Genomic DNA, 23,737 nt, shown 5'->3' on the forward strand with positions numbered 1-23,737 from the left:
ATCCAAAGATTAAATTAGAAGATGCCAATATTTTTAGCTAGAAGAATTTTTGGCATTGAGCTTGTAAAACCAAATCAGGTTAAGCACGAACTAAACCTAATAAAATAATTTTTGGTAATATCCTGATAGGATAGGTTTTTAAAAGGACTGCAAAGATAGTACTTCAATAGTATTTATCCAAACCCACTGCTTAATTCCTCCTTTCTGTTATTGCCTTTCACAATCAAAAGCTAATTACAATGGCTAGAAACAAACCTTATGGCGATAACGCTAGAAAAGGGGCTGTAAAAGGACGGTCCCAAACTCACAACCCTAAGACAGATCAATGGGTTAAACGTGATTCCTCAACTGGAAAATTTATGGACGTTAAACAAGATGGGAAACCATTTAAAGGGGTTAGGAGGGAAAAATAATGGCCAGTTGTCATAACTTATTTCAAGACTTTCATCAGAACATTAGACTTCTGAAAAGTAAGAGAGACAAAATGAAGAGCTCCAAAGAGGCTCTAAGGAAAAAAATTGTCAATCATTTTAAAGAGAAACACCCAGAATACAAGCCTAAATTTTACATCCAAGGTTCATACAAGACTAAAAACGGTATCCGATACAAGGATGATACAGCTGATTTAGATGACGGGGTTTACTTTGAAAGAGATCCTGATGTGACCGCAACGACTCTACAGAAATGGGTTTATGAAGCTGTCGAGGGCCATACATCTGGCGGACAGCAGCATAAAAAAAAGTGTATTAGAGTGATCTACGCTGGTGATTTCCATATTGATTTACCAGTTCTATATAAAACTGATGACATGGATCACCCTAGGCTTGCGGTGAAAAATGAAGGTTGGGTTGATGATGATCCAAAAGAGTTTGTAGAATGGTTCAATAGATCCAAAGATCAAGATGGACAATTAATAAGGGACACAATGTATTTGAAAGCTTGGGGAGATCATAAGCGCAATTCAATGCCTTCAGGGTTATGTATGACTATACTTGGTGAGAAGAACGCGAAGTATGATGACAGGGATGACATATCATTACACGAAACATTGAAGAATATTAAGAATAGCCTTTCAGCATTCTGGACATGTACCATGCCTACTTGGCCGTATGAAAATCTATTTGAAAAGTATGACCAAACTTTTAAAGATAATTTCTTCAAAAATCTTGATGCATTTATTGAAGATGCGGATGAGGCAATACAAACAGATGATAAAGGAAAAGCTAGCAAACTTTGGAGAAAGCATCTCGGAGATAGATTTCCAAAATATGAAAATACCGAGGAGAACTCATCTAGCAACAACAGCAGCAAGGCTGCATTGGCTGGAGTGGCTTATGTAAGCAAACCTTGGGGACATTGAAAAATAAGAAATTGAAAGCTCTTGAATTGGATGTAGAAGCAGTCGTACGCACACATCCAGAATTAGAGCCTTTGATGTATAAAAACATTCCAGTTGGACTAGAAGGTATTATTGACATTTTTGACTTGGATGATGTAAAGAGGGGATCCTTTCAGATACAGGTTGATTTTTCAGCAAGGTATCCAAATGGATTTCCTTCCTTGCGTGAGCTTAGCAAACTGATCCCAAGAGAAATTGACAGACATATTTACGATAATGGAAACTGTTGTGTTACGGTCCTCCAAAAACAGATAATTGAATCTAAGAGAGGGATAACTATAGAAAGATATTTTAAAGATTATGTTGTACCATTTCTTGCCAATCAGATTCATTTTGAAGAATACGGAAAGTGGGCAAATGAGGAATACAAACATGGTTATGCTGGTCAGGTTCAATTTTATCAAGAGACAACAAAGTCAACCGACCTGTCAATTATTCTAAAGGCAATAAAGATCATAATTGATAGCACTAAGTTTTCTCGAAATGAAAAATGCTTTTGCAATAGTGAGATCAAGTACAAGAAATGTCATGAACAAAGTATATCTGATCTGAGGGTTATTGGAAAGGAACAACTAAAAAGCGATTGGGATCAGATTAATGAAATATTAGAAGAAGAGAAAATATGAAACTCAAGCAATATCTGGTAGGTATTTATAATCGAAATAGTAGAGTCGTAAAAATTGGCCATTACGCTGTAATTGCAATTACAATAGTTGCTTTCTTACTGTGGTTTCTTCCAATCGAGGTAAAATATTTTGATCCTGAAGCTGCCTTCACTATTCTATTTGCGCTATCAGCATCATATGGAGTACTGTTTAAGATTCTACTTGATGAGGCAGAATTCTCACCATCTTTAGCTTTGGCTTTTGGATATGTTGAGAATTTTTTGGAACCTGCTATCACACAGTTAATCCAAGATGAAGAGAATCCTATCTTTCATATATATAAACCAGACTCAATTCAAGAATTGTTTGAGAAAAACATCGAAAGAACCCGAAAGGCTATAGAAGCGAAAGGATTTAAGTTATCAGATATTGTTTTGGAACCCAGATACTCTCGAGCAAGAGATGTGATACTAATAGAGAAGGAAGAAGGAAATCAAACATACTTTGATTTCCCTGGTACCCTAAAATCCTTATTACCATATATTGACTACAAAATTGCATCAAGAAGCAATGAATCGGACATAGAGGAAAAAGAGAGATTAGGCAAAAAGCTAATTGAAAAATTTTTCAAAAAAACTGAAGAGCTTATAGCGAAAAAAGAATTAAGTGCTCATATAAAAATATGTGATAAACAACTGTATTTTGATATGTAATGCTATTTCTACTTAGACTTTTACTGTTAGGAATTATTAGCTATGCTGCTTACGATAAGCTGAGAAGAAAAAGATTGATATCTCAGATGATTCCAATGCTCATGATGAATTCTTAGTGTTCAACGAAAATCTATCCATCACTAAAACAAAAAGTAACAGACTCAAGCAAGCAAGAAGAGGTATCAAACGCAAGCTCAAGATTCGTCTTAAAAAATGGCATAATTATCCAGAACCTAGGTTTGCCACCCAAGGATCATTCACCACTGGAACTATGATAAGAAATGAAAGAGACTGGTGCGATCTCGATATGGGTATTTATTTTTTTCAAGATCTAGACCTGACTTATGGATCAATTCAAAAACACATCAAGGAGGCACTTTTTGACCATACTAATGGTGAAGTTAAGTTGTTGTCAAAATGCATAAGGGTCGTATACAGCAATGATTTTCATATAGATATGCCTATATATTTAGTCAAAGAACAAGGCGTATTTCTGCTAGGCTCAAAGAGTAATAATTGGACAAGATGCGATTCAAAGAAATTTAAAGATTGGGTAAAAAAGGAAGCTGCTGACAATGATCAATTAATCAGGATAATAAGATATTTTAAGGCGTGGGCAGACAGGTATAGAACTAGTAAAAGTATAAAAATGCCAAGTGGTCTTGTTTTCACAATATGGACAGTTCAACATTATGAGAGTAACATTAGAGACGATATATCTTTTATAAAGACCGCAACTCATATACTTAAAGAGTTGAAGTCATCATGGATTTGCGAAATGCCAGTTGAGACAAAGGATAATGTTTTGGAAAAGCTTAATGACGATCAACAAGATAATTTTAAAGAAGCCTTGAAGGAACTAATAAAGAAGGGGTATGAAGCTCTAACTCAAGATGATAAGGCAAAGTCACTTAAGATATGGAAATCTATGTTAGGACGTAGGTTCACAGATATTATTTAAATTAAAAGCTATGCATAACTGGTCTCAACTTCGTCCACTTTCCAAGCCAGATCAGCCAGCAGAACCTAGCCGGTCTGCGCGACCCTGACGCAACAATTATGAAAACTGCTTTCATCCAGTATCCAAACCACAAAGGAGCTCACTTTAGGGTCGTAAATCGAGTAGGAAAGAGAGGGAAGTAGATAGGTCCAAGCCAATAGGATAAACCGAAATGCCCAGAATTGAATTAGAAACAGTAATAAATGCTCCAATTGAAAGGTGTTTTGACTTATCTCGGAGTATTGATCTGCATAAGATTTCTACCGAACACACCAATGAGGAAGCAATCGCTGGTGTTACCTTAGGCCTCATTAAGCTCAATGAGTCTGTAACCTGGAGAGCTAAACATTTTGGAGTTTATCAAATTCTGACCACAAAGATCACTGAATTTGACAGTCCGAGATTCTTTGTTGATGAAATGGTTAGGGGAGCTTTCAAAGGATTTAGACACGAGCATCACTTTGAATCTATCGAGAATGGCACGTTAATGACAGATATTTTTGAATATCAGTCACCATTCGGAATTCTTGGCAAATTGGTAGACATAATCGTTTTGAAAAGATACATGACCAAGCTATTGATAAAAAGGAACGATACAATCAAGGAATTTGCTGAATCGGATCAATGGGAGGCCGTTTTATCACAATGATCAATATTATGTTAAGTAGAATCAATTCTACGCCTTGGCGGGTCGGCCTGACAGAATAGTGGGGTGTGCGTTGGTCCCGATAGTTATCGGGAGTGCGGATGACAGGTGATTATTTTGTCCCGGCGGGGAACCGCTAGATTTTTTGAATACTTTTTTCCCGAATCGTCGGCCCGGCAATGAAGAAAGTATTTGCCTGCCGGATCGGCGGACCGCCGGCATGAGAGCATACAGCGAACGTAAATGATATCTACAAAACTGTGAGCCTTAGAAGCCGTCTGCTAGACTCTATGAGATTGCCACGTCACATTCATCTTCCTGTCGTCTGATGAATGTTCCTCACAATGACGTGCTAATTGATGGCTTGTACTGTGAGCCACCTAGCCGGTCGCAAACAAAGCGTTGGCCTGCAAGGCTACCGAAACGTCGGCCTGGTTAGACTAGCCGTCCGCATATAACGTCTAATTATATAACACGGGCGGTGAGCCATAGACCGGAATCCAAGGAATTAAACTTAGGAGCAGTGCATGAACAAACTCGTTGGCTACTGCCAGCTTAGACTAGCCGTCCGCAAATAATATAGAATTATATATAAGCATGGGCTGTAGCATTGGCCTTGATTTGCTTTAACATTCAAGAGCAGGATAAGGATTACCGTGATTTGCTTTAAGCCTGGCCGGCCGGCATAAAATCATTACCGATATAGAACTTTACAACCCAATGGCCAGCACACAGATTCTATATCTGATCTTATGCGGTCCACGCCGGATTAATTACTCGCTGTGCTCGTAAGCAGTAAATCACTAGTATTGTTACCCGGTGGAATAATTTCAAATCTTATATTCGTATAATGTATTACACTTATGTTCTATACAGTGAAAAAGACGGAAAACTGTATGTAGGGTACACTGAAGATTTGAAATTAAGAATTAGTCAGCACGATAAAGGATTGGTACAATCAACAAAATCCAGACGGCCATTGATTTTGATTTATTATGAAGTTTGTTGTGAGAAGTGGGATGCCATTAAAAGAGAGAAATATTTCAAGACTCACTATGGCCGTATGTTTATTAAAAATCGGCTTAAAACGTGGTTTGAGAATCGTGCGGGCTAATTCTTATTCCACACGGGTGTTATATAATGGCCTGTGTTATGTTAATATAGCTTTGGCTTGAGTGGGTAGGGGATAAAGTTTTTTTAAAGGGAAGGAAAAAATTAAACAAAGAAGCAAAGTCATGATGTTTTACAGAAACTAACACGCTTTTGGCATCTTAGCCAGAGAGGGGGATTGAGCGGATGCCAAATGGGTGGGTATTTTAAAACTAATCTTGGCATGTAAACCAATAGTCAGCTTCCTCCCAAAGATCGGAATTTTTAGTATTGTTTGACATTATGTAAACATGATAATCAGTTTGGGTTTTATTTTTATCTTGTGTTATGGCCGAAGTGAATTTATAACTACTTGAAATTACATATGAAATTGAGTAGTTATTACCCTTATAGATTTGAAATGTTCGATTAAGATTGTGTTCTTGACTAATTAGCTTATCGAATGAGCAAATCTTATCAACCTTCAATGAAGTAATGTCCTTGAAAAGGGAACTAAAACCTTGGCTGTTCCTTAGAATTAAGTGCAAAAAAAATCCATCATCATCATCTCTGTAAATGTGTAGAAAATCTATATCTTCTAAATAAATCGATTCTTCTGTGCTTTTGTCGTTTTTCCATGTATAGTGTTTCCAATTTTTTGAATCTCGATTAAATTCCGTAACACCCTTATAATCAAAGCCATAATTAAGGACATCTAAACTAATTTCCATAGTTTCCTTGTTGTTCATTCTTATTAAATCAATTAGTTTAATTTGATCTAGATTTTGAGGAAATGTGAATGCAAGAAGTAATGAAAAGTAAATCATAAGTATGTATTTTATATGAATTAAATGTATATCGGATATTGTAGTAATGCAAAAGAATATGGAGCTAAACCAAAAAGAATATGATTTAATAGCAGACTCAATACCAAACAACGCAATGCCTATATTGAATAAAGAGGAAAGATTAAGATTTTATTATCTACATCGAACTTTACAAAAAAACATTGAACACTCAATGAATGATCATTTATGCGCAATAAGAAAGAAAAAGTTGTCAAATCCAGGATTCATTTTAAGCAATGAAGAAAGACTTTTCATTTACGATTATTTAAATCAAAAGAGGAAGTCTGTTAGATTAAATCGATATGAATACAATCAATTAGCTTTTCTAGGAACCAATCTTAACGTGGTAAACGATTTTGATATTCCGAAATGGCCTAATATTAAGACTACAACATTGGAAGATATAAAGGTTCAATTGTCCATGAGCAGTGATCAAAGGAAAATGCTTTTTCAAGTATTAAAAGAAGGAATAGATCTCTGTATAAAAAAATTCAAATCGGACAAACTGGGCTTCATTATTGGTGGAAGTTATGTCGATGAACAAAATATTTACCCAAATGATATTGATCTTATTGTAATTCTTCCAATTGATGCCTTTCAAAATAACCTATATGATAATGTAAGGTTAAAAATCACTGATCAATTTATGGTTGATGACAATAAAAGAGGCTTATTTGATTTAATAATAATACCTGATAATTACTCAATACTTCAGTATATGTCTTTTAGTAGAATAATATTATTGAGTAATACTCCAATGATGAGGAGTGAATACAATATTAAGAATCAAGAATATACCTTTCGAGATCTTTTGAAAATAAATATGTAATGTTGATTTGAGCGTTGGCTAGCCAAAATACCGGGCGTGCCTAAGCCTTGCGGGTGGATAGTGATTATTTTGGCTTGATTTTTTGAATACTTTTTTATCAAGAAAAAAGTATTTGCCTGCCCGGCACAAGGGCTTGCAGAAGCTGAAAAAAGAAATCAACTGGGATTATTTAGCAGAAACATCATTTGTATCGCTAACCAAAAGAAATTCAGAAACCAATTGCTCAAGGAATTCAAAACTTGATACTTAGTAAGTCGGTGGCTATCGAAATAAAGCGTTGGTTCGCAAAGTGTATCACAGGCAAATTCCTGATCGCTGAGAATGCTGTATTTGAAATTAAATTGACCATTGGTACGGAATAATGAAAAATAGAACGACAGCCTTTGCCTGGGATTCTCTTTGCTTTGGGCTGCAACTTGCGCCTTAGCGCAAAAGAGCGTTGGCAAAAAAACTTTATCAGTCGTAGTTGGTAAGGGCACGGCGTGGGTCGGCAGACCTGGCCTTAGATAATTGAGCTTACCAGCAGCGAACAAGATTTAATAAGTAACATAGTCGCTGCGGTACCGAATGAAGTTGAGCCAGGGCTACAGCGGTGGCGCAGCGGCTATTTACACATAACATCTAATTATATAACATGGGAAACCGCCAATCGAAAAGTCAAACAACAGATGCACTACACGAACATACTCGCCGGCCACTGCCGGATTAACATAATATCATTATATAATAAAGGGTTTAGCGAGGGCATGGATTGCACGGCGCAGGCACTGCGGGCCAGGAATGCAAATCCATAGGTTGTTATATAATGGATGAGTGTTATGTTAATATAGCTTTGGTGCACCCGGCTAGGGTGAGTGGGTCGGGGATAAAGTTTTTTAAGGGAAGGGAAAATATACGAGCAGGAGGGAGGCGGCTTATACACTCTTTTGGCATCCCTGCCGGCGGCAGGCAGGCTTGGTTTTGGGAGGGATTGAACGGATGGCAAATGTGTGTGGAAGTAGGGGGGGTAAAAGATTCCCAGAACAAGCCGGGGAATGATGGTGTAAAGAATGATTATGAAGGAACCACTACTCCCAGCTTCTCCAACAACTGAGGCTTTTCCTCAAGGGCTATTTCTGCTACGGCTTTTAGCTCGGTGCAATAGTCGTCCAACTCATCCAGTTTTTCATTTCTGAGACGGGTTGCTTCCTGTGCCTTGCCTTTCTCCACTACGGCCTGATTACGAAGGTCTTTTAAGGCATCAATGGCTGTTTTCTCTGTATTCAGTTGTTCTGGGGTAACCTTGAATTTGGCAAGATTGGTAAGGAAATCAGCTTCATTTAACAGGCGGTTATAGAAGTCAACTGCTCCTTCGATCCATTGCTCGATAGCATAGACTTTTCCGTTTTGTAAACCCAATCGGTTTTGAAGATCCTTGTCTGAGCGGGACAGCACTTTGACCAGTTTCAGGGTACGTTTGTAAATGGCTTCTGCCACATCTTTTTCGACATAAAATTTGTCGTAAGCGAGGCTCTGTTCCTGGTATTCTTTCTTCTGTTGATCTACCAGTGTCATGGTTTCATTGTAAAGGGATTCTCCCTCATCAATGTAGGCTGTATCAATTCCCATTGTATCGAGTAGGGCAGCCACTTCTGCATCCCGACTGTTGAAAATCAGGACACGTGAAGATTCAAGTTTGTCTGTGAGCGTTTTTGTCGCCATTGCAGTAAAAATTTAAAATGTGAAACATGTTATAAACTCATATAGTAACGAGCTTTTTTAATATTAGTGTATAACGGAAAGTGGTAAGTGTGGTTTTGGGCATTGCAATCATTGGTTCGGGTAGAAGAAGTACTAACCGGAAATTGAGATCTGCTCTCGGACGAATTAAGTATCAGTTAGGGAAAGTTGATTATCCGTTCGGAATTGTGAAGTGTGCACTCGGGAATTGAAAGTATCCCTTCGGATTTTTAAAATATGGTCTCGGGAGATTAAAGTGTGCTTAGGGAAGTTAAAGTATGATCTGGGGCAACAGAAGTGCGCTCTAGGGAAACATAAGTGAGCTTTCGGGCAGACTGACTATGCTTGATGATTTTGAAGTATTGATTAAGTAAGTGTGCATTTTGACCACAAAAGTGTGTTCTGGGGCGATAGCCCGACCCGAAGGGGTACGCTTATCAATATTATGTGTTTAAACATATAATGTTTAAACTTATTGTAGTAAGTTTACTGACAGATCAGTATAAATGATCAAGAATTTATTTCTGAACACAAAGTGATAACCTATGAATATCAAAGAAAAAATCGAAGACATGAATCAAATGATTCTAAGTGGCCAAATGATGGATGCTTTTGAAAAGTATTATCATAATGATGTGACAATGCAGGAGAACAACGAGTCTCCAACTGTTGGAAAGGATGCTAACCGAGAGCGTGAAATCAAATCAATGGGCATGATTGAAGAGTTCCACGGTGCAGAAGTAAAAGCGACAGCTGTGGGTGAAAATGTAACTATGGTCGAGTGGGAGATGGATGTTACCTATAAAGGTGCTCCAAGAAATACCTCGAATCAAGTCGCCGTTCAGAAGTGGCAGGATGGGCAGATTATTCACGAACGATTCTATTATTCATCTCTATGATATTGAGAGTCTAATGTTGGCAATGTGACTTCTGATTTTGAACTAATCAATAATCAATATTGCTGGGAGAATTGGAAGAGAGAACATTCTGAAATCAATTATAAAAATGAAAATCAATGAATAAATTATTATGAAAATAAAAACGATGATTTTGTCAAGTGTTATTGCCCTAGGGGTATTCGCTTGTAACAATTCAACCAAAAAGGAAACTGATTCTGGAAATGAAATAGCATCAAATGAAGAAGAAGCTAAAGCCACTTCTTATGCACTTGATACCACAAGCCTGGTAGCCTGGAAAGGAAGCATGATTGGTGTGTATGCACACGAAGGAACTTTAGCTGTTTCTGGATCTATCACTGTCAAAGGAGGTTCAGTTACAGGCGGAAGTTTCACGGTAGACATGGCATCTATGGTGACCACCGATGACGATGCTCTGTATGAAATGGCACCAAGAGAGAAGCTCATTGGCCATTTACAATCAGACGATTTTTTCGGTTCGGCCACTTTTCCTACGGCAGAGTTTAGGGTTACAAGTGCTGAAGGAAATACGTTGACGGGTGATTTGACCATAAAAGGTGTGACAATTGAAGAATCAGTTACTGATGTGGTGCTAACAGAAGGCAATGGTTCTGTAACAGCAACTGGTAAGATGGTATTTGATAGACAGAAGTATGGAATTGCCTATGAAAACACAATGAATGATATGGTTATTTCGGATGACATAGAATTGACTATTTCCATCTCTGGAAGAAAAAGTAAATAGCCGTCTTTGAATTACTAAGGTAAGGAGCCTATCGATAATTTTAATAACATGGAAACACAAGAAATTTCAAAAGGAAGAAAAATCACAGGATGGGTAATGGTTGGACTACTAACAGCTCTTCTACTCATGAGTTCTTCAGCAAAATTAATGGGAAGTGAAGAACTGGTTACAAACTTCACCAAGTGGAACTTGCTCGATTGGATTGTAATTATTGCTATTGGTGAATTGGTGTCGGGAATACTCTTCCTGATCCCAAGAACATCCTCATTAGGCTTATTACTGCTAAGTGCCCACTTTGGTGGGGCAATCGCAACGCATATGGGAAACAATGAGCAATTCTTTCCGATAGCAGGAATACTGGTTTTCATTTGGGTCACAGCATGGGTCAGAAATCCGGATACCTTGAGTAGCTTCAGAAGATAATAATGAGAAAAATTGCAGTTTTTGGAGCTAGCGGTCGAACGGGTCGTTATCTGGTTGAAGAAGTTATCGCACAAGGCTATATTCCAGTCTGCTTAGTAAGGGAGGAATCAACCAACAAACCCATACAAACCGAAGTAGTTACTCATCTTGGATCTCCGATGAATTATGGCGCTGTACTTGAAACTATTGAGGGGTGCGATGCGGTACTTTGTGCGCTCAATATTGCACGTAAATCCGATTTCCCCTGGTCAACAGTCACATCCCCACCCAACTTACTTGAGGAAAGTATGAAGAACATTGTCAATGCAATGAAGGAAAAAGGTATTAAGCGAGTGATCACTGTTTCCGCTTGGGGAGTTGGAGATAGCTACAAAGAAGTGAATTGGATGTTTCGGTTTCTCATTAACAAAACGAACGTCGGAGTGGCCTATAAAGGGCATGAGGATCAGGAAAGGATTTTACGAAATAGCTCACTTAATTGGACTGCTGTTAGACCTGTTGGGCTCAACAACGATACCAAGCATCACCCGACTAGGATTAGTCAAAATGGCTCAAAGAAGCTTCGAATGATGATCAGTCGGCAAAACGTTGCTAAATTTATGTTGGAGATACTTGATGATGAGAAATATTATCAGACAAACCCCAGCATTTCAAATGAGTAATCAATGAGCATCGAAGATGAAATAAAAAGCAAATTCCGAAATGATTATCATAAGGCTTTAGTCAATTTGTACTATACAAATAACGTGATTGGTGAACAGTTCTTTAAAATGCTCAAAAATTACGGATTAGCAGCTCCACAATTTAATGTGTTGCGGATATTAAAAGGACAGCATCCACAAGCGGCATCAATTGGTCTTATTAAGGAAAGGATGCTGGATAAAAACTCTGATGCCAGCCGCATTGTTGACCGATTGTATAAAAAGAAACTCGTTGAGCGGAAAGAAAGCAAAGCAGACCGTAGGCAGAAAGACATATTAATCACTAAGAAGGGTCTTGAATTACTAAACAAAATGGTGGTATGTGAGAAACAGGAAGATGACATCCTGTCAAATCTCAATATAGATGAAGTGAAGCTACTAAATGGTTTGCTGGATAAAATTAGAGATAAGTGAATCGGTCAACTTTTGTAAAACTATTAAGTATGGCGACTCTTAGCACCAGCACAATTGGTTTATCGGGCATGGCCAAAACACTGGAAGGAACAAAACGGACAGGACAAAAATTGCCCGTTTTATTTACTTCACATGGAAATCCGATGGACATTCCCGTGCCTCCATATGGAAGCCCTTTTAACTCATACCTAGGTGATTTGGGGAAACAGATTCGGAGGAAATATGAAGTTAAAGCTATTTTGGTTGTGTCAGCTCATTGGTGTACTCGCGGTACTTATGTGAACATATCTCCCTGGCCTGAAACGCTCTATGACTATTATGGATTCCCTGCTGAATATTATACAAAGAAATATCCTGCTCCTGGGGCTCCTGTGATCGCAAAAGATCTTGCGGAAAACATCTCCGAAATTAGTGCAACCACGGATTGGGGATTTGACCATGGAAACTGGCCTATGCTTATGCATTTATTTCCAGAAGCCAATGTACCCGTATTTCAAATGAGCATAGATTACTACCAACCTGCTCAATACCATTACGAATTAGCAGTGCAACTCAAGGAATATAGAGAAAAGGGTATTCTCATTATTGGAAGTGGGGCATTGGTACATAACCTCCAACTTGCTATGGCCAAAATGCAGAGAGGTGATATGTCATTATACGGTTGGGAATTGGAGTTTGACGATTGGATTAAAGCTAGAATAGACAATCGAGATTTGGAAGCCCTAATAAATTATAAAAAAAGCAAACTGAGCGATCTAGTGGCCCCTACGCCAGATCATTATATTCCGGTGATTTATTCTATGGCTCTAGCGGACGGAAAGGATGAAATAAAGCATACATATTCAGATATGCTTCCAGGGTTTAGTAACCGCAGCTTTATTATCGAAACAAATGTATAATCAGAATTACTTAAATGAACAATTTACCCAATAGACGTGGGAATAAGCCAACGACTACACCATCCAACCCGCACATGCAGTTGGATCAGCAACCCAATGACCCATTAATTATTGAAGAGTTGATGGAATGGGCCTTTTCACTCCCACATATTAACCGAGAATATAGCAAAATTTCTGTACCAGGCGCACAGGCTATGTGTTTACCAACCGACAAGGTGTGTGATGCGTGTAATGCGTTTATGACCGGAACAGAATTTGCTCATTTTCATCCACATCCTGATTACAGTATGCATATTGGTTTACCCTTGGCGGATGCCAACCTCGTCATAGATAAGGGATGGGGGGAACTACATCCAGTCGTCAGAAAAGGTTGGTTGCCACCAAACTTCATTATGCTTTTTGCGCCAAGGGATACGGATGAAATGGAAATAGCTAAAAAAATTCTCCTCAGGTCTTATGAGTTTGCGACTGGTAATTAGCTTGATCAATAATGGACATTGATTACGGGAATAAAATATTAAATGTGTCAGCGGAATTGTTTCGCCAATATGGAATAGTAAGTGTAAGCATGGATGATGTTGCTCACGAACTTCATATGTCTAAGAAATCGATATACGTGGAGTACTGTTCTAAAAGCGAAATTATAGTTACCCTGGCGAGGGTATATTTTAAGCTACACAAAAGACAGCTTGTAAAGAAAAGTGGATTTACTAACTCGGCTGAGGAATTCGTTTATATATCCAAGTATTGTTTGGATATGTTCAATGAATTTAGCCCGAAGATTGTTTTTGATTTGAAGAAAAAATACCCTGAAGTATTGTCAATGTTTCTTGAGTATAAGAATACTATAATCCACGAGAAGGTGAAGAATAATTTCACAAATGGAATTAAAGAAAGCCTTTATAGAGAGGAAGTTAATGTAGAAATCTCCTCAAAAGTATTTGTCGAACAATTGCAACTTGCCTTTGATAGCCTGACTTTCCCAAAGCGTGAGTATGATTCATGGCGCTTGTTACAGGAGATGATGAAAAATCAATTTTTTGGTATTGCTAAACCAGAAGTCGCTCAAAAGTATGAAAGCCGATTCTGAGCTACTGATTTTTTCGCCACCGCGCCTTGATATTAAAAACTAATCTGGTATTTTAGTCGGTTTCTTGATTTTCTTTCTTAGCATTGCAGTCTGAAATTTTCAACCTTCTATACAAAAACAAACGTAAAATCAGATTTGGAATCGGAAAAAGACAAAAATGTAAGAGATGAAATCGTGTTAAGCGCTCAAAAACTATTTCAGCAGTTTGGGTTAAAGAAGACCACTATGGATGAAATAGCAGCAGATTGCGAAAAAGCTAAAAGTACTTTATATCATTATTTTAAAAGCAAGGAAGAGGTTTATGAAGCCGTTGTGGATGTTGAATTAGTAAATCTAAGAAGGCATGTTAAAGTGCTAGTCGATGGCCATAAATCACTTAATGATAAGATAGAGACCTACTTTAATGAATTTCATAGAGAATTGTTAAATAAGGTAAATATTTATCGCATCGTAAAACAGGAATTAGCGAGCAATTCAATGAAGGATTTTTACTTTGAAAAAATAATGAAATATGAAATATCCTATGTAACCAGGTTGTTGGAAGATGGCTATGATTCGGATGAATTCAAAAGTGTTTCACGAGAGGATATTCCTTGGTTTTCTGAAACGTTACTCGCGGCATTTCTAGGTATTGTTAAGTATTCGATTGCTAGGGGATCCAACTTCGATTTCCAGAAACTAGAAAAGGTGACACACGTTTTAGTGCCGAAAGTATTCTCCTAATTTTTTTTGTTAAAAGCTGACTAAAAAACTTATCAAGTAGTATCGAGCAACAAATGGAGAATAGTAAAAAGGTTAAAATGTTTATTAAAAACATCAAATGAACTTCATGAAATTCGCTAATCAATTAATACAGATTACCACATTGTTTATCAGGTTACCAATCTATTTACTGTGTTTCTTCATCTTGAGCCCGTTTACAATAGTATTGGCTCAGGACGCTGAAAATTCAATATCACTTTCAGTTGATGAAGCTATCCAATATGCTCATCAAAATCACGGCACAGTTTTAAACGCCTCATTAGACGAAAAGATTGCCACGAAAAAAATTCACGAAATAACAGGGCAGGGACTGCCACAGATTACGGCAAGCTTTGATTTAAAAGATTTTATTGAATTACCAACACAACTAGTTCCCGGGGAATTTTTCGGAGGTGAACCGGGCACTTTTACTCCCGTTCAATTTGGTACTCAATACAATGCGACGGCAGGTATCGAAGCATCGCAACTACTATTCAATAGCTCATATCTGTTAGGATTGAAAGCAGCCAAATCATTTCAAGAATTATCCATTAAGAATATTGAAAGAACCAAAGTAGAAACGTCGGTGAACGTAAGTAAAGCTTACTACATGGTATTGATAAACGAAAACCGGTTGGAATTATTGGAGGCAAATATCGTTCGAATAGAAGGTTTATTGCGTGATACCAAGGTCTTAGAAAAGAATGGGTTTGTTGAAAAAATTGATTTGAATAGGCTAGAAGTTAAATATAATGGTTTAGTGACCGAGAGAGAAAAAGTCAAAAAGCTCATGGTACTAAGCATGAATTTATTGAAGTTCCAAATGGGGATGAGCATTGAGACTAACTTGACGTTGACTGATAGCATAGAGAGTTGGGATACTTCAACAACGTCTCCAGTTGATCAGTTTATGTATGAGGATCGGATTGAGTTTTCTCTATTAGAATCTCAGAGGGAATTACTGAATATTGATTTAAAAAGGAATAATCTCGCCTATTTACCAAGTTTGGTTGCCTACGGAAATTTTAGCTACCAAGCACAAAGAAATGAATTCGACATTTTTGATTTTAGTGCTGGTAACAAATGGTTTAAAACGTCACTTATAGGTGTGACATTAGGTATTCCCATATTTGATGGGTTGCAAAAAAGTGCAATTATCCAGCAATCAAAACTTGAACTATTGAAGGTGGACAATAATGAAGAAATGCTTAAGCAAAGTATTGATCTGGAATTGTCAAATGCGCTGACTAATCTGACAAATGCGAAATCCTCTCTGGAGAGCCAGCGTAGAAACATGGAACTTGCCGAAAGTATTGTTGAAGTTGCAAGAAAAAAATACGAAAAAGGCGTAGGCTCCAATCTTGAAATTCTAAATTCTGAAACCGATCTGAAACAGGCTCAAACGGATTATCTCAACGCACTATTTGATTTAATAATGGCAAATATTGATTTTAAGAAAGCAATGGGGCTCTATTAATTGAAAAATGAAACGAACATCAAATAACAAACTAATGATGAAATACGCATCTATACTATTATTGGCCGTTCTACTCTTTGCTTGCGGGAGCAGTGATCTCGATAAGAAGAAAGCTGAACTTTCCAAGCTCAAAGAAGATGTGAAGGAGAAGGTTAAGGAAATAGAAATCCTTGAAAAGGAGATTGCCAAATTAGATACTACAGCCACTATACGAAAGACAAAATACGTGAAGGCGGAATCATTTCAACCACGAACTTTCAGGCATTTTATAGACGTACAAGGATCAGTCGAGTCAGATCGCACTATTAAGGTAAGTCCGAAGATGAGCGGCATTGTTGTTAAAAATTATGTGAAAGTGGGCCAGAAAGTCACTAAAAATCAACTGCTAGCTCAGTTGGATCCAAGCATCATTTTGTTAGCGATAGATGAACTCAAGACTGGTCTTGAAACAGCTACAATAATGTACAACAAACAAAAATCCCTTTGGGATGAAAACATTGGCACTGAGGTTCAATTAATTCAAGCAAAAGCTAATAAAGAGTCCCTTGAGAAAAAATTAGCTAGCCTGCAAGAGCAACTAGACATGACCAAGATAAAAGCGACAATCTCTGGTACTGTGGATATGGTAAACCTAAAGGAGGGGGAGGCTGTTTCTGCTGGATTTCCTGTATTTCAAATCGCCAATTTAGAAGACCTTAAAATAGTAGCTAATATATCAGAAGCACACATATCGAAGGTAGCAAAGGGTGACAGTGTAACTGTGTTTTTCTCCGATATCAATTATGAATTGAAGACGACCATTGACGTAGTAAGTAAGGTTATTGATACCAATAATCGATCATTTAGTATTGAGTTAAAACTCCCGCCTACTCAGAGTAAAGTAAGCCCCAACATGATATGTTCACTTTCAATCAATGACCAAATTGTGGAGAATACAATTGTTCTGCCTGTTGGAATGATTCAGAAATCGGGTGATAAAGAGTTTGTTTTTGTTGCCCATAATGACGGAAATAAATGGGTAGCGAAACAGCAAACAATAAAAACCGGATTAAAATACAATGGCTTAAGTCAGGTGGTTTCGGGAATAAACGAAGGTCATAAAGTTATAACTGTGGGCTATCAGGATTTGACAAATGATGAGCTAATTACAATCAATAATTAATTATGGCATTCAAAGATTTCAAATTAGCCAACCTGTCCATAGATAATAAAACCAGTGTTTACCTACTCACTGTTTTAATCTCCCTGTTGGGCATCTCTTCCTATTTGTCCTTACCAAAAGAGAAATTTCCGGAGGTAGTTATTCCTACGATTTATGTTGGCACAATCTATCCAGGTACATCTCCGTCCGATATTGAAAATTTGGTCACTCGGCCTATTGAGAAACAATTAAAGTCGATCAATGGAGTAAAGGACATCAAAAGCAATTCAGTGCAGGATTACTCTACGATTATGATAGAGTTTGATACCGATGAAGATGTAATGGAGGCTAAGCAACTGGTAAAAGATGCTGTAGATAAGGCCAGAAGTGATTTACCAAACGACTTGCCAACTGAACCCACCGTATTGGAGGTGGATTTTTCTGAAATGCCAATCCTCTATGTCAATCTCTCGGGCGACATTGATTTAGTTCGATTGAAAGACTATGCTGATGAATTACAGGATCAAATCGAATCATTGACCGAAATCACCCGAGCAGACATTATTGGCGCATTAGAAAGAGAAGTTCAGGTAAATGTTGATCTCTATAAAATGCAAGCAGCAAAGATCACGTTTAATGATATTGAAAGAGCTGTTTCCTTCGAAAACATGACCATATCGGGTGGACAAATTGAAATGGATGGATTTCAACGGACTGTTCAAATAAGGGGGGAGTTTAATGATGTCACCGAATTAGAAAATGTTATCGTAAAATCAGGACAAGGTAATTTGGCTTACTTGAAAGATTTTGCTCAAATCGTCGATGGGTACAAGGAACGTGAGAGTTACGCACGACTGGATAACAATCCTGTTATCACATTAAATATTATCAAAAAAAGTGGCGAGAACCTGATAGAAGCATCGGATAAGATACGAGATCTCATTGCAGAACTTCAAGAATCAAAATTCCCTGAAACGCTGGATATTACATTGACAGGAGACCAGTCTACAATGACACGGAACAATGTTTCCAACCTATTCAATACCATAATAGTTGGGTTCATTTTCGTGGTACTTGTTCTAATGTTTTTCATAGGAATCACTGACGCAATATTTGTGGGTTTGGCTATTCCATTGTCAGCTTTAATTACGTTTTCAATACTTCCAACAATGGATTTCACAATGAATATGGTGGTATTGTTTTCCATAATTCTGTCATTGGGAATTGTCGTAGACAATGCGATTGTGGTAGTTGAAAATATTCACCGATACATCAACACAACCTCGCTGGATATCAAGACCGCTGCAAAGAAAGCCGTTGGTGAAATTGCACTCCCTGTTATTACAGGAACCTTAACCACGATGGCTCCTTTTGTTCCGTTGCTTTTCTGGGGTGGAATTATTGGTAAGTTTATGTTCTTCCTGCCCGCAACACTTATAACCGTCCTTACAGCATCCATGATAGTGGCGTTCACTATAAACCCCGTCCTAGCGGTTTCATTTATGAAAAGGGGAGAGGATAAACAAGCAAACAAGAAAAACAACAGAATCCTATACATCACACTCATAGGATTACTTGTTCTTGGAATAATTTTTCATCTAATGGGAAATACGCTGTTAGGAAATTTGTCATTTTCAGCAATTGTCATCCAATTGATTGGAAAATTTGCAATTGTCCCGCTGGTTGACGCTTTTCAAAAGCACATACTTCCAAAGCTTATGGAGGGTTATAATAAGACGTTAACTTGGGTGCTTACAGGACGAAGGCCTTATTTGGTCTTGGCTAGCACTGTTTTCTTATTATGTGCAACTATTGGTTTGTTAGTCGTCAAATCCCCAAAGGTTGTGTTTTTCCCAGATTCAGATCCTAATTTCATTTATGTCTATACAACTATGCCTGTTGGGACAGATTTGGAGGTGACAGATTCTGTGACTCAGGTAGTTGAACGAAAAGTGTTTGATATCCTTGGAGAAAACAATCCAATTGTTGAATCAGTCATATCAAATATTGCCGTTGGAGCTAGTGATCCTCAAGATCAGGATAGGAGTGTGAGTCCGCACAAAGGCAAGATTTCGGTCGCATTTGTTGAATTCAAATACAGAAATGGTCTCTCAACCAGGGAGTATATGAATCAGATAAGAGAAGGAGTCAAAGGTATTGCTGGTGTCGAAATTGTTGTGGACAAAGAAGCCTCAGGTCCACCGACGGGCAAAGCCATAAATATTGAAGTCAGTGGTGAGGATTTTGATAAACTCATAGCACTTGCGGCGAAAGTGAAACTGCATATTAATAATCTACAAATTCCTGGAATAGAAGAACTGAAATCCGATATACAAGTTAATAAACCAGAATTGACAGTAGTAATTGATAGGGCAAAAGCCAATTCGCTTGGGCTGAGCCATGCGCAAATTGGCATGACCATCAGAACTGCTCTTTATGGAAAAGAAATATCAAAATATAAAGAAGACGAAGATGAATACCCGATCCAGCTGCGTTTGACTGAAGGCTACAGAGACAATATCAATAAACTTCTGGACATGAAAATCACTTACCAAGATATGGCCGCTGGAGGAAAATTTAGACAAATACCCATTTCGTCAGTTGCAAATATCGAGTACTCTTATACGTATGGAGGAATAAAACGAAAAAATCTAAAAAGAGTCATAACAATTTATTCTAACGTGCTTACTGGGTACAACCCCAATGAAATAAACAAGGAAATTGCTGGCGCAGTGACCAATATCCCACTGGAAGAAGGGTTTGAAATATCCTTGACCGGAGAAGAGGAAGAACAAAAAGAGGCAGCTGACTTCTTGTCGAAAGCATTCTTAATGTCCATCGGGCTGATATTCATAATTCTAGTTAGCCAATTCAATTCTCTTTCCAAGCCGATAATTATCTTAACACAGGTTGTTTTTAGTTTGATTGGTGTACTCTTAGGGTTCATTATTTTCAACATGGAAATATCAGTTGTCCTAACTGGTATGGGTATCATAACTGTTGCAGGGGTAGTGGTTAAAAACGGCATTATTCTGATTGATTACACGGACATTCTGCAAAAAGATGGGTTGGAGATTAAAGAAGCTACAGTAAAAGCTGGAGCGACTCGTTTGAGTCCAGTAATATTGACCGCAGCGTCAACTATTCTGGGACTTATACCTCTTGCCCTGGCAATGAACATTAACTTTTATACACTATTCACAGAGTTCAATCCTCAAATATATTTTGGGGGTGATACTGCATCATTTTGGGGTCCTCTCGCATGGACAATCATATTTGGGCTTTCTTTCGCAACCTTTCTTACACTAGTGCTGGTGCCGGCCATGTATTACATTTCTTATAACACCAAACAAAAATCAGTGCGAGTAATGGAAAAATTGAAGAAAAATTGATTCGTTTTTTTACTAAAGAATAAAAACCCAATAAAGTAGAATTGAAACAAAGGATAAAGCCAATGAATAAACTAAAAAGAGCAACATTTATTCTTATGATTATTCTGAGTAGTTGCGTCCAAGACTCAATAAACTCATGGGGAACAAATTAAAACATCAAAATGGTACCGAAATGCTAAAAATGGTGTTGCTCAAGTTACAGATGTCAAAAGCGTATAAAGATTAGAAGCTAGAGAAATCGCCCAGCAATCTAAGCATGCTGTGATTAACATGAAAGTGATTACAAAATCAAATTACCTAGATATCTCCTAGCTATTGGGAAAACCAGTAAATATGAACATAAATATATCATCAAATGGAAAATCAATTTAATACAATACCAGAACACTTAAGGCCGAAGGATCAAGGGACAAATACCTTATTTAGAAGTCGGTTCATAGAGAAATTCACCAGGGCGCATGTATCTGTACCAGTTACGATGCATCTGATAATTATTTGTTCTGTGTCATATTTGGCATTGCAACAGTTCGATATTATAACATTTTCATTATTATTTGTAGCAGGTGTTCTTTTTTGGACATTTTCTGAATATTGGGTGCATAGATATTTGTATCACGTAAAAACAAAAATGAAATGGCTTCTTAAAATTCAACATATAGGACATGGAATTCATCATCAATATCCAAAAGACTCTACAAGGCTAGCCATGCCACCATTACCTGCTTTGATTTTAATATCAGTTTTTTACGCATTAATTTGGCTTGTAATGAGAGATTATGCAGTTGCGTTTTTTCCAGGCTTCTTGCTTGGCTATGTTTTATATGTATCACTACATTATTTAATGCATACAACCAAACCGCCCAAATTTGCCCCATTGGCGAAATTATGGAAAAGTCATGCTTTGCATCATTATAAATATCCCGAAACTAAATCATTTGGAGTATCTACAAAATTATGGGATATCATATTTGGCACTCTACCAGATTGATAAATTATACCCTCTATCAGTTAGTAACTGAATTCTTCGTTTGTCTTAATAACGTTGAATTAAAATCTTTTGGCATAAGTAGTTGGGAGCGGCGGAACTAACTAGTAAGGCTTCACATACACCGTATGGAATGAGCCAAACAAACTATTTACTGATACTGCAATCAAGCATCCGGAATACGGAATCAGTCTAATTGGAGAAACTATTTATACGTTGAAGAGGAAATTTGCATTTGAAACGCAAATCGGGGAAATATAGGATATGACCAAAAAAAGTCCCTACTCATAGGGGGCTATGGAACACCAAACTCATATCGGCCGATGCGAATATAGTATGAGAATAGCCACTGCTGCCGCCAAAACCTGAAGGCAAAAGCCCACCTATGCCAGCACTGGAACAGTGAAAGCGAAACGAACACTGCTGATAACGAACGCCAAAGAACCACCAGCCGAAAAGCCGGAAACGAAACAAATAAGTATACATAATGAATAATGATAAAGTGACACCCCGGCAACCACACCAGGGAAAGCTATGATCCCCGGAAGGTCTGAAGCAAATGCAAGCGGCCAAGCCGGTTTACGGCGGGCTGGGTTGAGCGGTAGATAAATAGGCTTGGATTCATTTTAGGCTTGTCATTTCCCGAAGAGCAACCGGAACTTTGCTTTTTCCTGTGTGGGGAATACCGAATCGAAATCCAGATGTTATCAATATTATGTTAAGTAGACTCTGTTGAGCGTTGGCCAGTCAAAATACCGGGCGTGGGTCGGCTTGTGGGCGGATAGTGATTATTTTGACTAGGGTTTTTGAATACTTTTGGGCCTATGCCAAAAGTATTTGCCTGCCCGGCATGAGGGCATATAGCGAACACCTATGAAAGCGAGATTGACTTGTGAGCAATTGTAGTTCTGCTAGATGAGATTCACTAGCCGTGCGCCCAGATCTCCGTTGCATTACGTCAGGAATGACGTTCAAGAGAATGACGCTGCGGACAGAGAGCGTTGGATAAAGCAAGTGTATCACAGGCAATTTTCTAACGTCTGAGAATTGCGTAGATGAATTAATCCTGTACAATTATCGAATATCGGAAAATAGAACATCGCAATTGCCTGGGATTCTCTTGCTGTTGAATGGCCAATATTCCCGCCCAAGCGGGAAAGCGCGATGGCAAAAAAACTTTATCAGTCGTGGTTGGTAAGGGCACGGCGTGGGTCGGCAGACCTGGCTATAGATAATTGATCTTACCAGCAGTGAACAAAATTTATTACGTAACATAGTCGCTGCGGTATCGAACGAGATGTGGCCAGGGCTACAGCGCGATGGCGCAGCGGCTATTTACACATAACACAAATTATATAACATGGGAACCGCCAATCAAAAAGTCAAACAACAGATGCACTACACGAACATACTCGCCAGCTTTGCTGGTTAACATAATATCATTATATAAGCAAGGGTTTAGCGTGGGGATGGATTGCACGGCGCAGGCACTGCGGGCCAGGAATGCAAATCCATAGCTTTGTTATATAATTTATATTATGTTAAGTCAATGTCTGAAAACCCTACTTCTGGCCAATTCATTACCTCTACATAACTTCTTGATATCCATATGCTTAAAACTAGTTACTCCAATCAACACATCTCTACGTACCGTTCAAATCTTGCGTGGAGCCATGCAGCGATTGGCTCAAGTCCTACGTCTCTACAGGAAACATCCCAATCATCCATGAATCCATACACCCATGGCGAACTCACTCTGGAAGTTCTGCAAGCACTGGAGACGCTCAAAGGAAAAGCTCAGATCCACTCGCACCATGAGATCCACCAAATCCTACAACAATCCATTGACCACATCCAACATACCCATCACACTCCGGTGGCACCTAAAATCAATTTTGCAGAGCGCATCCTCGGACGGCTTCTGCACCAATGGCTACGTCTGGAGTAGTCTGATCTCTGTATGT

The 23,737-nt window shown here is 38.2% G+C and carries 24 protein-coding genes; 22 read left to right on the forward strand and 2 right to left on the reverse strand.

What is annotated here, in order from left to right:
* The first annotated feature begins 239 nt into the window (after positions 1-239).
* The 7 genes from ACHKAR_RS07985 to ACHKAR_RS08015 all read left to right on the forward strand — a co-directional run bounded on the left by ACHKAR_RS07985 (position 240) and on the right by ACHKAR_RS08015 (position 5,477).
* Positions 240-413: a hypothetical protein gene (locus ACHKAR_RS07985; protein WP_395416945.1), complete on the forward strand. Its 174-nt coding sequence runs from the start codon at positions 240-242 to the stop codon at positions 411-413.
* The gene (locus tag ACHKAR_RS07990) at positions 413-1,360 is read left to right on the forward strand and encodes a CBASS cGAMP synthase (protein WP_395416946.1); all 948 of its coding nucleotides are present in this window, start codon (positions 413-415) and stop codon (positions 1,358-1,360) included. The genes ACHKAR_RS07985 and ACHKAR_RS07990 overlap by 1 nt, the downstream gene beginning before the upstream one ends.
* Entirely contained in the window at positions 1,357-2,025 is a 669-nt protein-coding gene (locus ACHKAR_RS07995) for an SEC-C metal-binding domain-containing protein (RefSeq protein ID WP_395416947.1), read from the forward strand. The genes ACHKAR_RS07990 and ACHKAR_RS07995 overlap by 4 nt, the downstream gene beginning before the upstream one ends.
* Positions 2,022-2,717 (forward strand): STING domain-containing protein, encoded by a 696-nt coding sequence (locus ACHKAR_RS08000; protein ID WP_395416948.1) that lies wholly within the window; start codon positions 2,022-2,024, stop codon positions 2,715-2,717. The genes ACHKAR_RS07995 and ACHKAR_RS08000 overlap by 4 nt, the downstream gene beginning before the upstream one ends.
* 115 nt (positions 2,718-2,832) lie before the next feature.
* The gene (locus tag ACHKAR_RS08005) at positions 2,833-3,678 is read left to right on the forward strand and encodes a CBASS cGAMP synthase (RefSeq protein WP_395416949.1); all 846 of its coding nucleotides are present in this window, start codon (positions 2,833-2,835) and stop codon (positions 3,676-3,678) included.
* 211 nt (positions 3,679-3,889) lie between these two features.
* Positions 3,890-4,366, forward strand: coding sequence for an SRPBCC family protein (locus ACHKAR_RS08010; protein WP_395416950.1), 477 nt, complete (start codon positions 3,890-3,892; stop codon positions 4,364-4,366).
* Positions 4,367-5,213: 847 nt separating this feature from the next.
* On the forward strand, positions 5,214-5,477 hold the full coding sequence (locus ACHKAR_RS08015; protein ID WP_395416951.1) for a GIY-YIG nuclease family protein: 264 nt from the start codon (positions 5,214-5,216) through the stop codon (positions 5,475-5,477).
* A 208-nt stretch (positions 5,478-5,685) separates the two neighbouring features.
* Here ACHKAR_RS08015 and ACHKAR_RS08020 read toward each other — a convergent pair whose 3' ends face one another.
* Positions 5,686-6,201 carry a hypothetical protein gene (locus ACHKAR_RS08020; RefSeq protein ID WP_395416952.1) on the reverse strand — a complete coding sequence of 172 codons (516 nt, stop codon included), beginning with the start codon at positions 6,199-6,201 and terminating at the stop codon, positions 5,686-5,688.
* 136 nt (positions 6,202-6,337) lie between these two features.
* Here ACHKAR_RS08020 and ACHKAR_RS08025 point away from each other — a divergent pair, with 136 nt between their 5' ends.
* Positions 6,338-7,129, forward strand: coding sequence for a DUF6932 family protein (locus ACHKAR_RS08025; RefSeq protein WP_395416953.1), 792 nt, complete (start codon positions 6,338-6,340; stop codon positions 7,127-7,129).
* 1,053 nt (positions 7,130-8,182) lie between these two features.
* Here the strand turns inward: ACHKAR_RS08025 and ACHKAR_RS08030 are convergent.
* A complete protein-coding gene (locus ACHKAR_RS08030; protein WP_395416954.1) occupies positions 8,183-8,830 on the reverse strand; it encodes a hypothetical protein in 648 nt (215 codons plus the stop codon).
* A 563-nt stretch (positions 8,831-9,393) separates the two neighbouring features.
* Between ACHKAR_RS08030 and ACHKAR_RS08035 the strand changes: the two genes are divergently transcribed.
* The 14 genes from ACHKAR_RS08035 (at position 9,394) to ACHKAR_RS08100 (ending at position 23,721) form a co-directional block, all read left to right on the forward strand.
* Positions 9,394-9,747, forward strand: coding sequence for a SnoaL-like domain-containing protein (locus ACHKAR_RS08035; RefSeq protein ID WP_395416955.1), 354 nt, complete (start codon positions 9,394-9,396; stop codon positions 9,745-9,747).
* Positions 9,748-9,877: 130 nt separating this feature from the next.
* Positions 9,878-10,510 carry a YceI family protein gene (locus tag ACHKAR_RS08040; protein WP_395416956.1) on the forward strand — a complete coding sequence of 211 codons (633 nt, stop codon included), beginning with the start codon at positions 9,878-9,880 and terminating at the stop codon, positions 10,508-10,510.
* 48 nt (positions 10,511-10,558) lie between these two features.
* Entirely contained in the window at positions 10,559-10,933 is a 375-nt protein-coding gene (locus ACHKAR_RS08045) for a DoxX family protein (protein ID WP_395416957.1), read from the forward strand.
* Positions 10,934-10,935: 2 nt separating this feature from the next.
* Positions 10,936-11,595, forward strand: coding sequence for an NAD(P)-dependent oxidoreductase (locus ACHKAR_RS08050; RefSeq protein WP_395416958.1), 660 nt, complete (start codon positions 10,936-10,938; stop codon positions 11,593-11,595).
* Between the two features lie 3 nt (positions 11,596-11,598).
* Positions 11,599-12,048 carry a MarR family winged helix-turn-helix transcriptional regulator gene (locus ACHKAR_RS08055; RefSeq protein ID WP_395416959.1) on the forward strand — a complete coding sequence of 150 codons (450 nt, stop codon included), beginning with the start codon at positions 11,599-11,601 and terminating at the stop codon, positions 12,046-12,048.
* 29 nt (positions 12,049-12,077) lie between these two features.
* The gene (locus tag ACHKAR_RS08060; protein ID WP_395416960.1) at positions 12,078-12,947 is read left to right on the forward strand and encodes a dioxygenase family protein; all 870 of its coding nucleotides are present in this window, start codon (positions 12,078-12,080) and stop codon (positions 12,945-12,947) included.
* A gap of 14 nt (positions 12,948-12,961) precedes the next feature.
* A complete protein-coding gene (locus ACHKAR_RS08065) occupies positions 12,962-13,426 on the forward strand; it encodes a luciferase domain-containing protein (RefSeq protein ID WP_395416961.1) in 465 nt (154 codons plus the stop codon).
* Between the two features lie 11 nt (positions 13,427-13,437).
* Positions 13,438-14,037, forward strand: a complete 600-nt coding sequence (locus ACHKAR_RS08070; RefSeq protein WP_395416962.1) for a TetR/AcrR family transcriptional regulator — start codon at positions 13,438-13,440, stop codon at positions 14,035-14,037.
* 135 nt (positions 14,038-14,172) lie between these two features.
* Positions 14,173-14,760 (forward strand): TetR/AcrR family transcriptional regulator, encoded by a 588-nt coding sequence (locus ACHKAR_RS08075; protein WP_395416963.1) that lies wholly within the window; start codon positions 14,173-14,175, stop codon positions 14,758-14,760.
* Between the two features lie 184 nt (positions 14,761-14,944).
* Positions 14,945-16,255, forward strand: coding sequence for a TolC family protein (locus ACHKAR_RS08080; RefSeq protein ID WP_395416964.1), 1,311 nt, complete (start codon positions 14,945-14,947; stop codon positions 16,253-16,255).
* 34 nt (positions 16,256-16,289) lie between these two features.
* Positions 16,290-17,417: an efflux RND transporter periplasmic adaptor subunit gene (locus ACHKAR_RS08085; protein ID WP_395416965.1), complete on the forward strand. Its 1,128-nt coding sequence runs from the start codon at positions 16,290-16,292 to the stop codon at positions 17,415-17,417.
* Between the two features lie 2 nt (positions 17,418-17,419).
* Positions 17,420-20,788, forward strand: coding sequence for an efflux RND transporter permease subunit (locus ACHKAR_RS08090; RefSeq protein WP_395416966.1), 3,369 nt, complete (start codon positions 17,420-17,422; stop codon positions 20,786-20,788).
* Positions 20,789-21,143: 355 nt separating this feature from the next.
* Positions 21,144-21,776: a sterol desaturase family protein gene (locus ACHKAR_RS08095; RefSeq protein ID WP_395416967.1), complete on the forward strand. Its 633-nt coding sequence runs from the start codon at positions 21,144-21,146 to the stop codon at positions 21,774-21,776.
* A gap of 1,723 nt (positions 21,777-23,499) precedes the next feature.
* The gene (locus ACHKAR_RS08100) at positions 23,500-23,721 is read left to right on the forward strand and encodes a hypothetical protein (RefSeq protein ID WP_395416968.1); all 222 of its coding nucleotides are present in this window, start codon (positions 23,500-23,502) and stop codon (positions 23,719-23,721) included.
* Positions 23,722-23,737 lie beyond the last annotated feature (16 nt).

The organism is Marinoscillum luteum (assembly GCF_044005705.1).
GTDB lineage: Bacteria > Bacteroidota > Bacteroidia > Cytophagales > Cyclobacteriaceae > Marinoscillum > Marinoscillum luteum.

Bases quoted from the DNA above. Each gene is read 5' to 3' on its own strand.
- ACHKAR_RS07985 (WP_395416945.1), top strand. From the start codon at position 240: ATGGCTAGAAACAAACCTTATGGCGATAACGCTAGAAAAGGGGCTGTA.
- ACHKAR_RS07990 (WP_395416946.1), top strand. From the start codon at position 413: ATGGCCAGTTGTCATAACTTATTTCAAGACTTTCATCAGAACATTAGA.
- ACHKAR_RS08000 (WP_395416948.1), top strand. From the start codon at position 2,022: ATGAAACTCAAGCAATATCTGGTAGGTATTTATAATCGAAATAGTAGA.
- ACHKAR_RS08010 (WP_395416950.1), top strand. From the start codon at position 3,890: ATGCCCAGAATTGAATTAGAAACAGTAATAAATGCTCCAATTGAAAGG.
- ACHKAR_RS08015 (WP_395416951.1), top strand. From the start codon at position 5,214: ATGTATTACACTTATGTTCTATACAGTGAAAAAGACGGAAAACTGTAT.
- ACHKAR_RS08020 (WP_395416952.1), bottom strand. From the start codon at position 6,201: ATGAACAACAAGGAAACTATGGAAATTAGTTTAGATGTCCTTAATTAT.
- ACHKAR_RS08025 (WP_395416953.1), top strand. From the start codon at position 6,338: ATGGAGCTAAACCAAAAAGAATATGATTTAATAGCAGACTCAATACCA.
- ACHKAR_RS08030 (WP_395416954.1), bottom strand. From the start codon at position 8,830: ATGGCGACAAAAACGCTCACAGACAAACTTGAATCTTCACGTGTCCTG.
- ACHKAR_RS08035 (WP_395416955.1), top strand. From the start codon at position 9,394: ATGAATATCAAAGAAAAAATCGAAGACATGAATCAAATGATTCTAAGT.
- ACHKAR_RS08040 (WP_395416956.1), top strand. From the start codon at position 9,878: ATGAAAATAAAAACGATGATTTTGTCAAGTGTTATTGCCCTAGGGGTA.
- ACHKAR_RS08045 (WP_395416957.1), top strand. From the start codon at position 10,559: ATGGAAACACAAGAAATTTCAAAAGGAAGAAAAATCACAGGATGGGTA.
- ACHKAR_RS08050 (WP_395416958.1), top strand. From the start codon at position 10,936: ATGAGAAAAATTGCAGTTTTTGGAGCTAGCGGTCGAACGGGTCGTTAT.
- ACHKAR_RS08055 (WP_395416959.1), top strand. From the start codon at position 11,599: ATGAGCATCGAAGATGAAATAAAAAGCAAATTCCGAAATGATTATCAT.
- ACHKAR_RS08060 (WP_395416960.1), top strand. From the start codon at position 12,078: ATGGCGACTCTTAGCACCAGCACAATTGGTTTATCGGGCATGGCCAAA.
- ACHKAR_RS08065 (WP_395416961.1), top strand. From the start codon at position 12,962: ATGAACAATTTACCCAATAGACGTGGGAATAAGCCAACGACTACACCA.
- ACHKAR_RS08070 (WP_395416962.1), top strand. From the start codon at position 13,438: ATGGACATTGATTACGGGAATAAAATATTAAATGTGTCAGCGGAATTG.
- ACHKAR_RS08085 (WP_395416965.1), top strand. From the start codon at position 16,290: ATGATGAAATACGCATCTATACTATTATTGGCCGTTCTACTCTTTGCT.
- ACHKAR_RS08090 (WP_395416966.1), top strand. From the start codon at position 17,420: ATGGCATTCAAAGATTTCAAATTAGCCAACCTGTCCATAGATAATAAA.
- ACHKAR_RS08095 (WP_395416967.1), top strand. From the start codon at position 21,144: ATGGAAAATCAATTTAATACAATACCAGAACACTTAAGGCCGAAGGAT.
- ACHKAR_RS08100 (WP_395416968.1), top strand. From the start codon at position 23,500: ATGAATCCATACACCCATGGCGAACTCACTCTGGAAGTTCTGCAAGCA.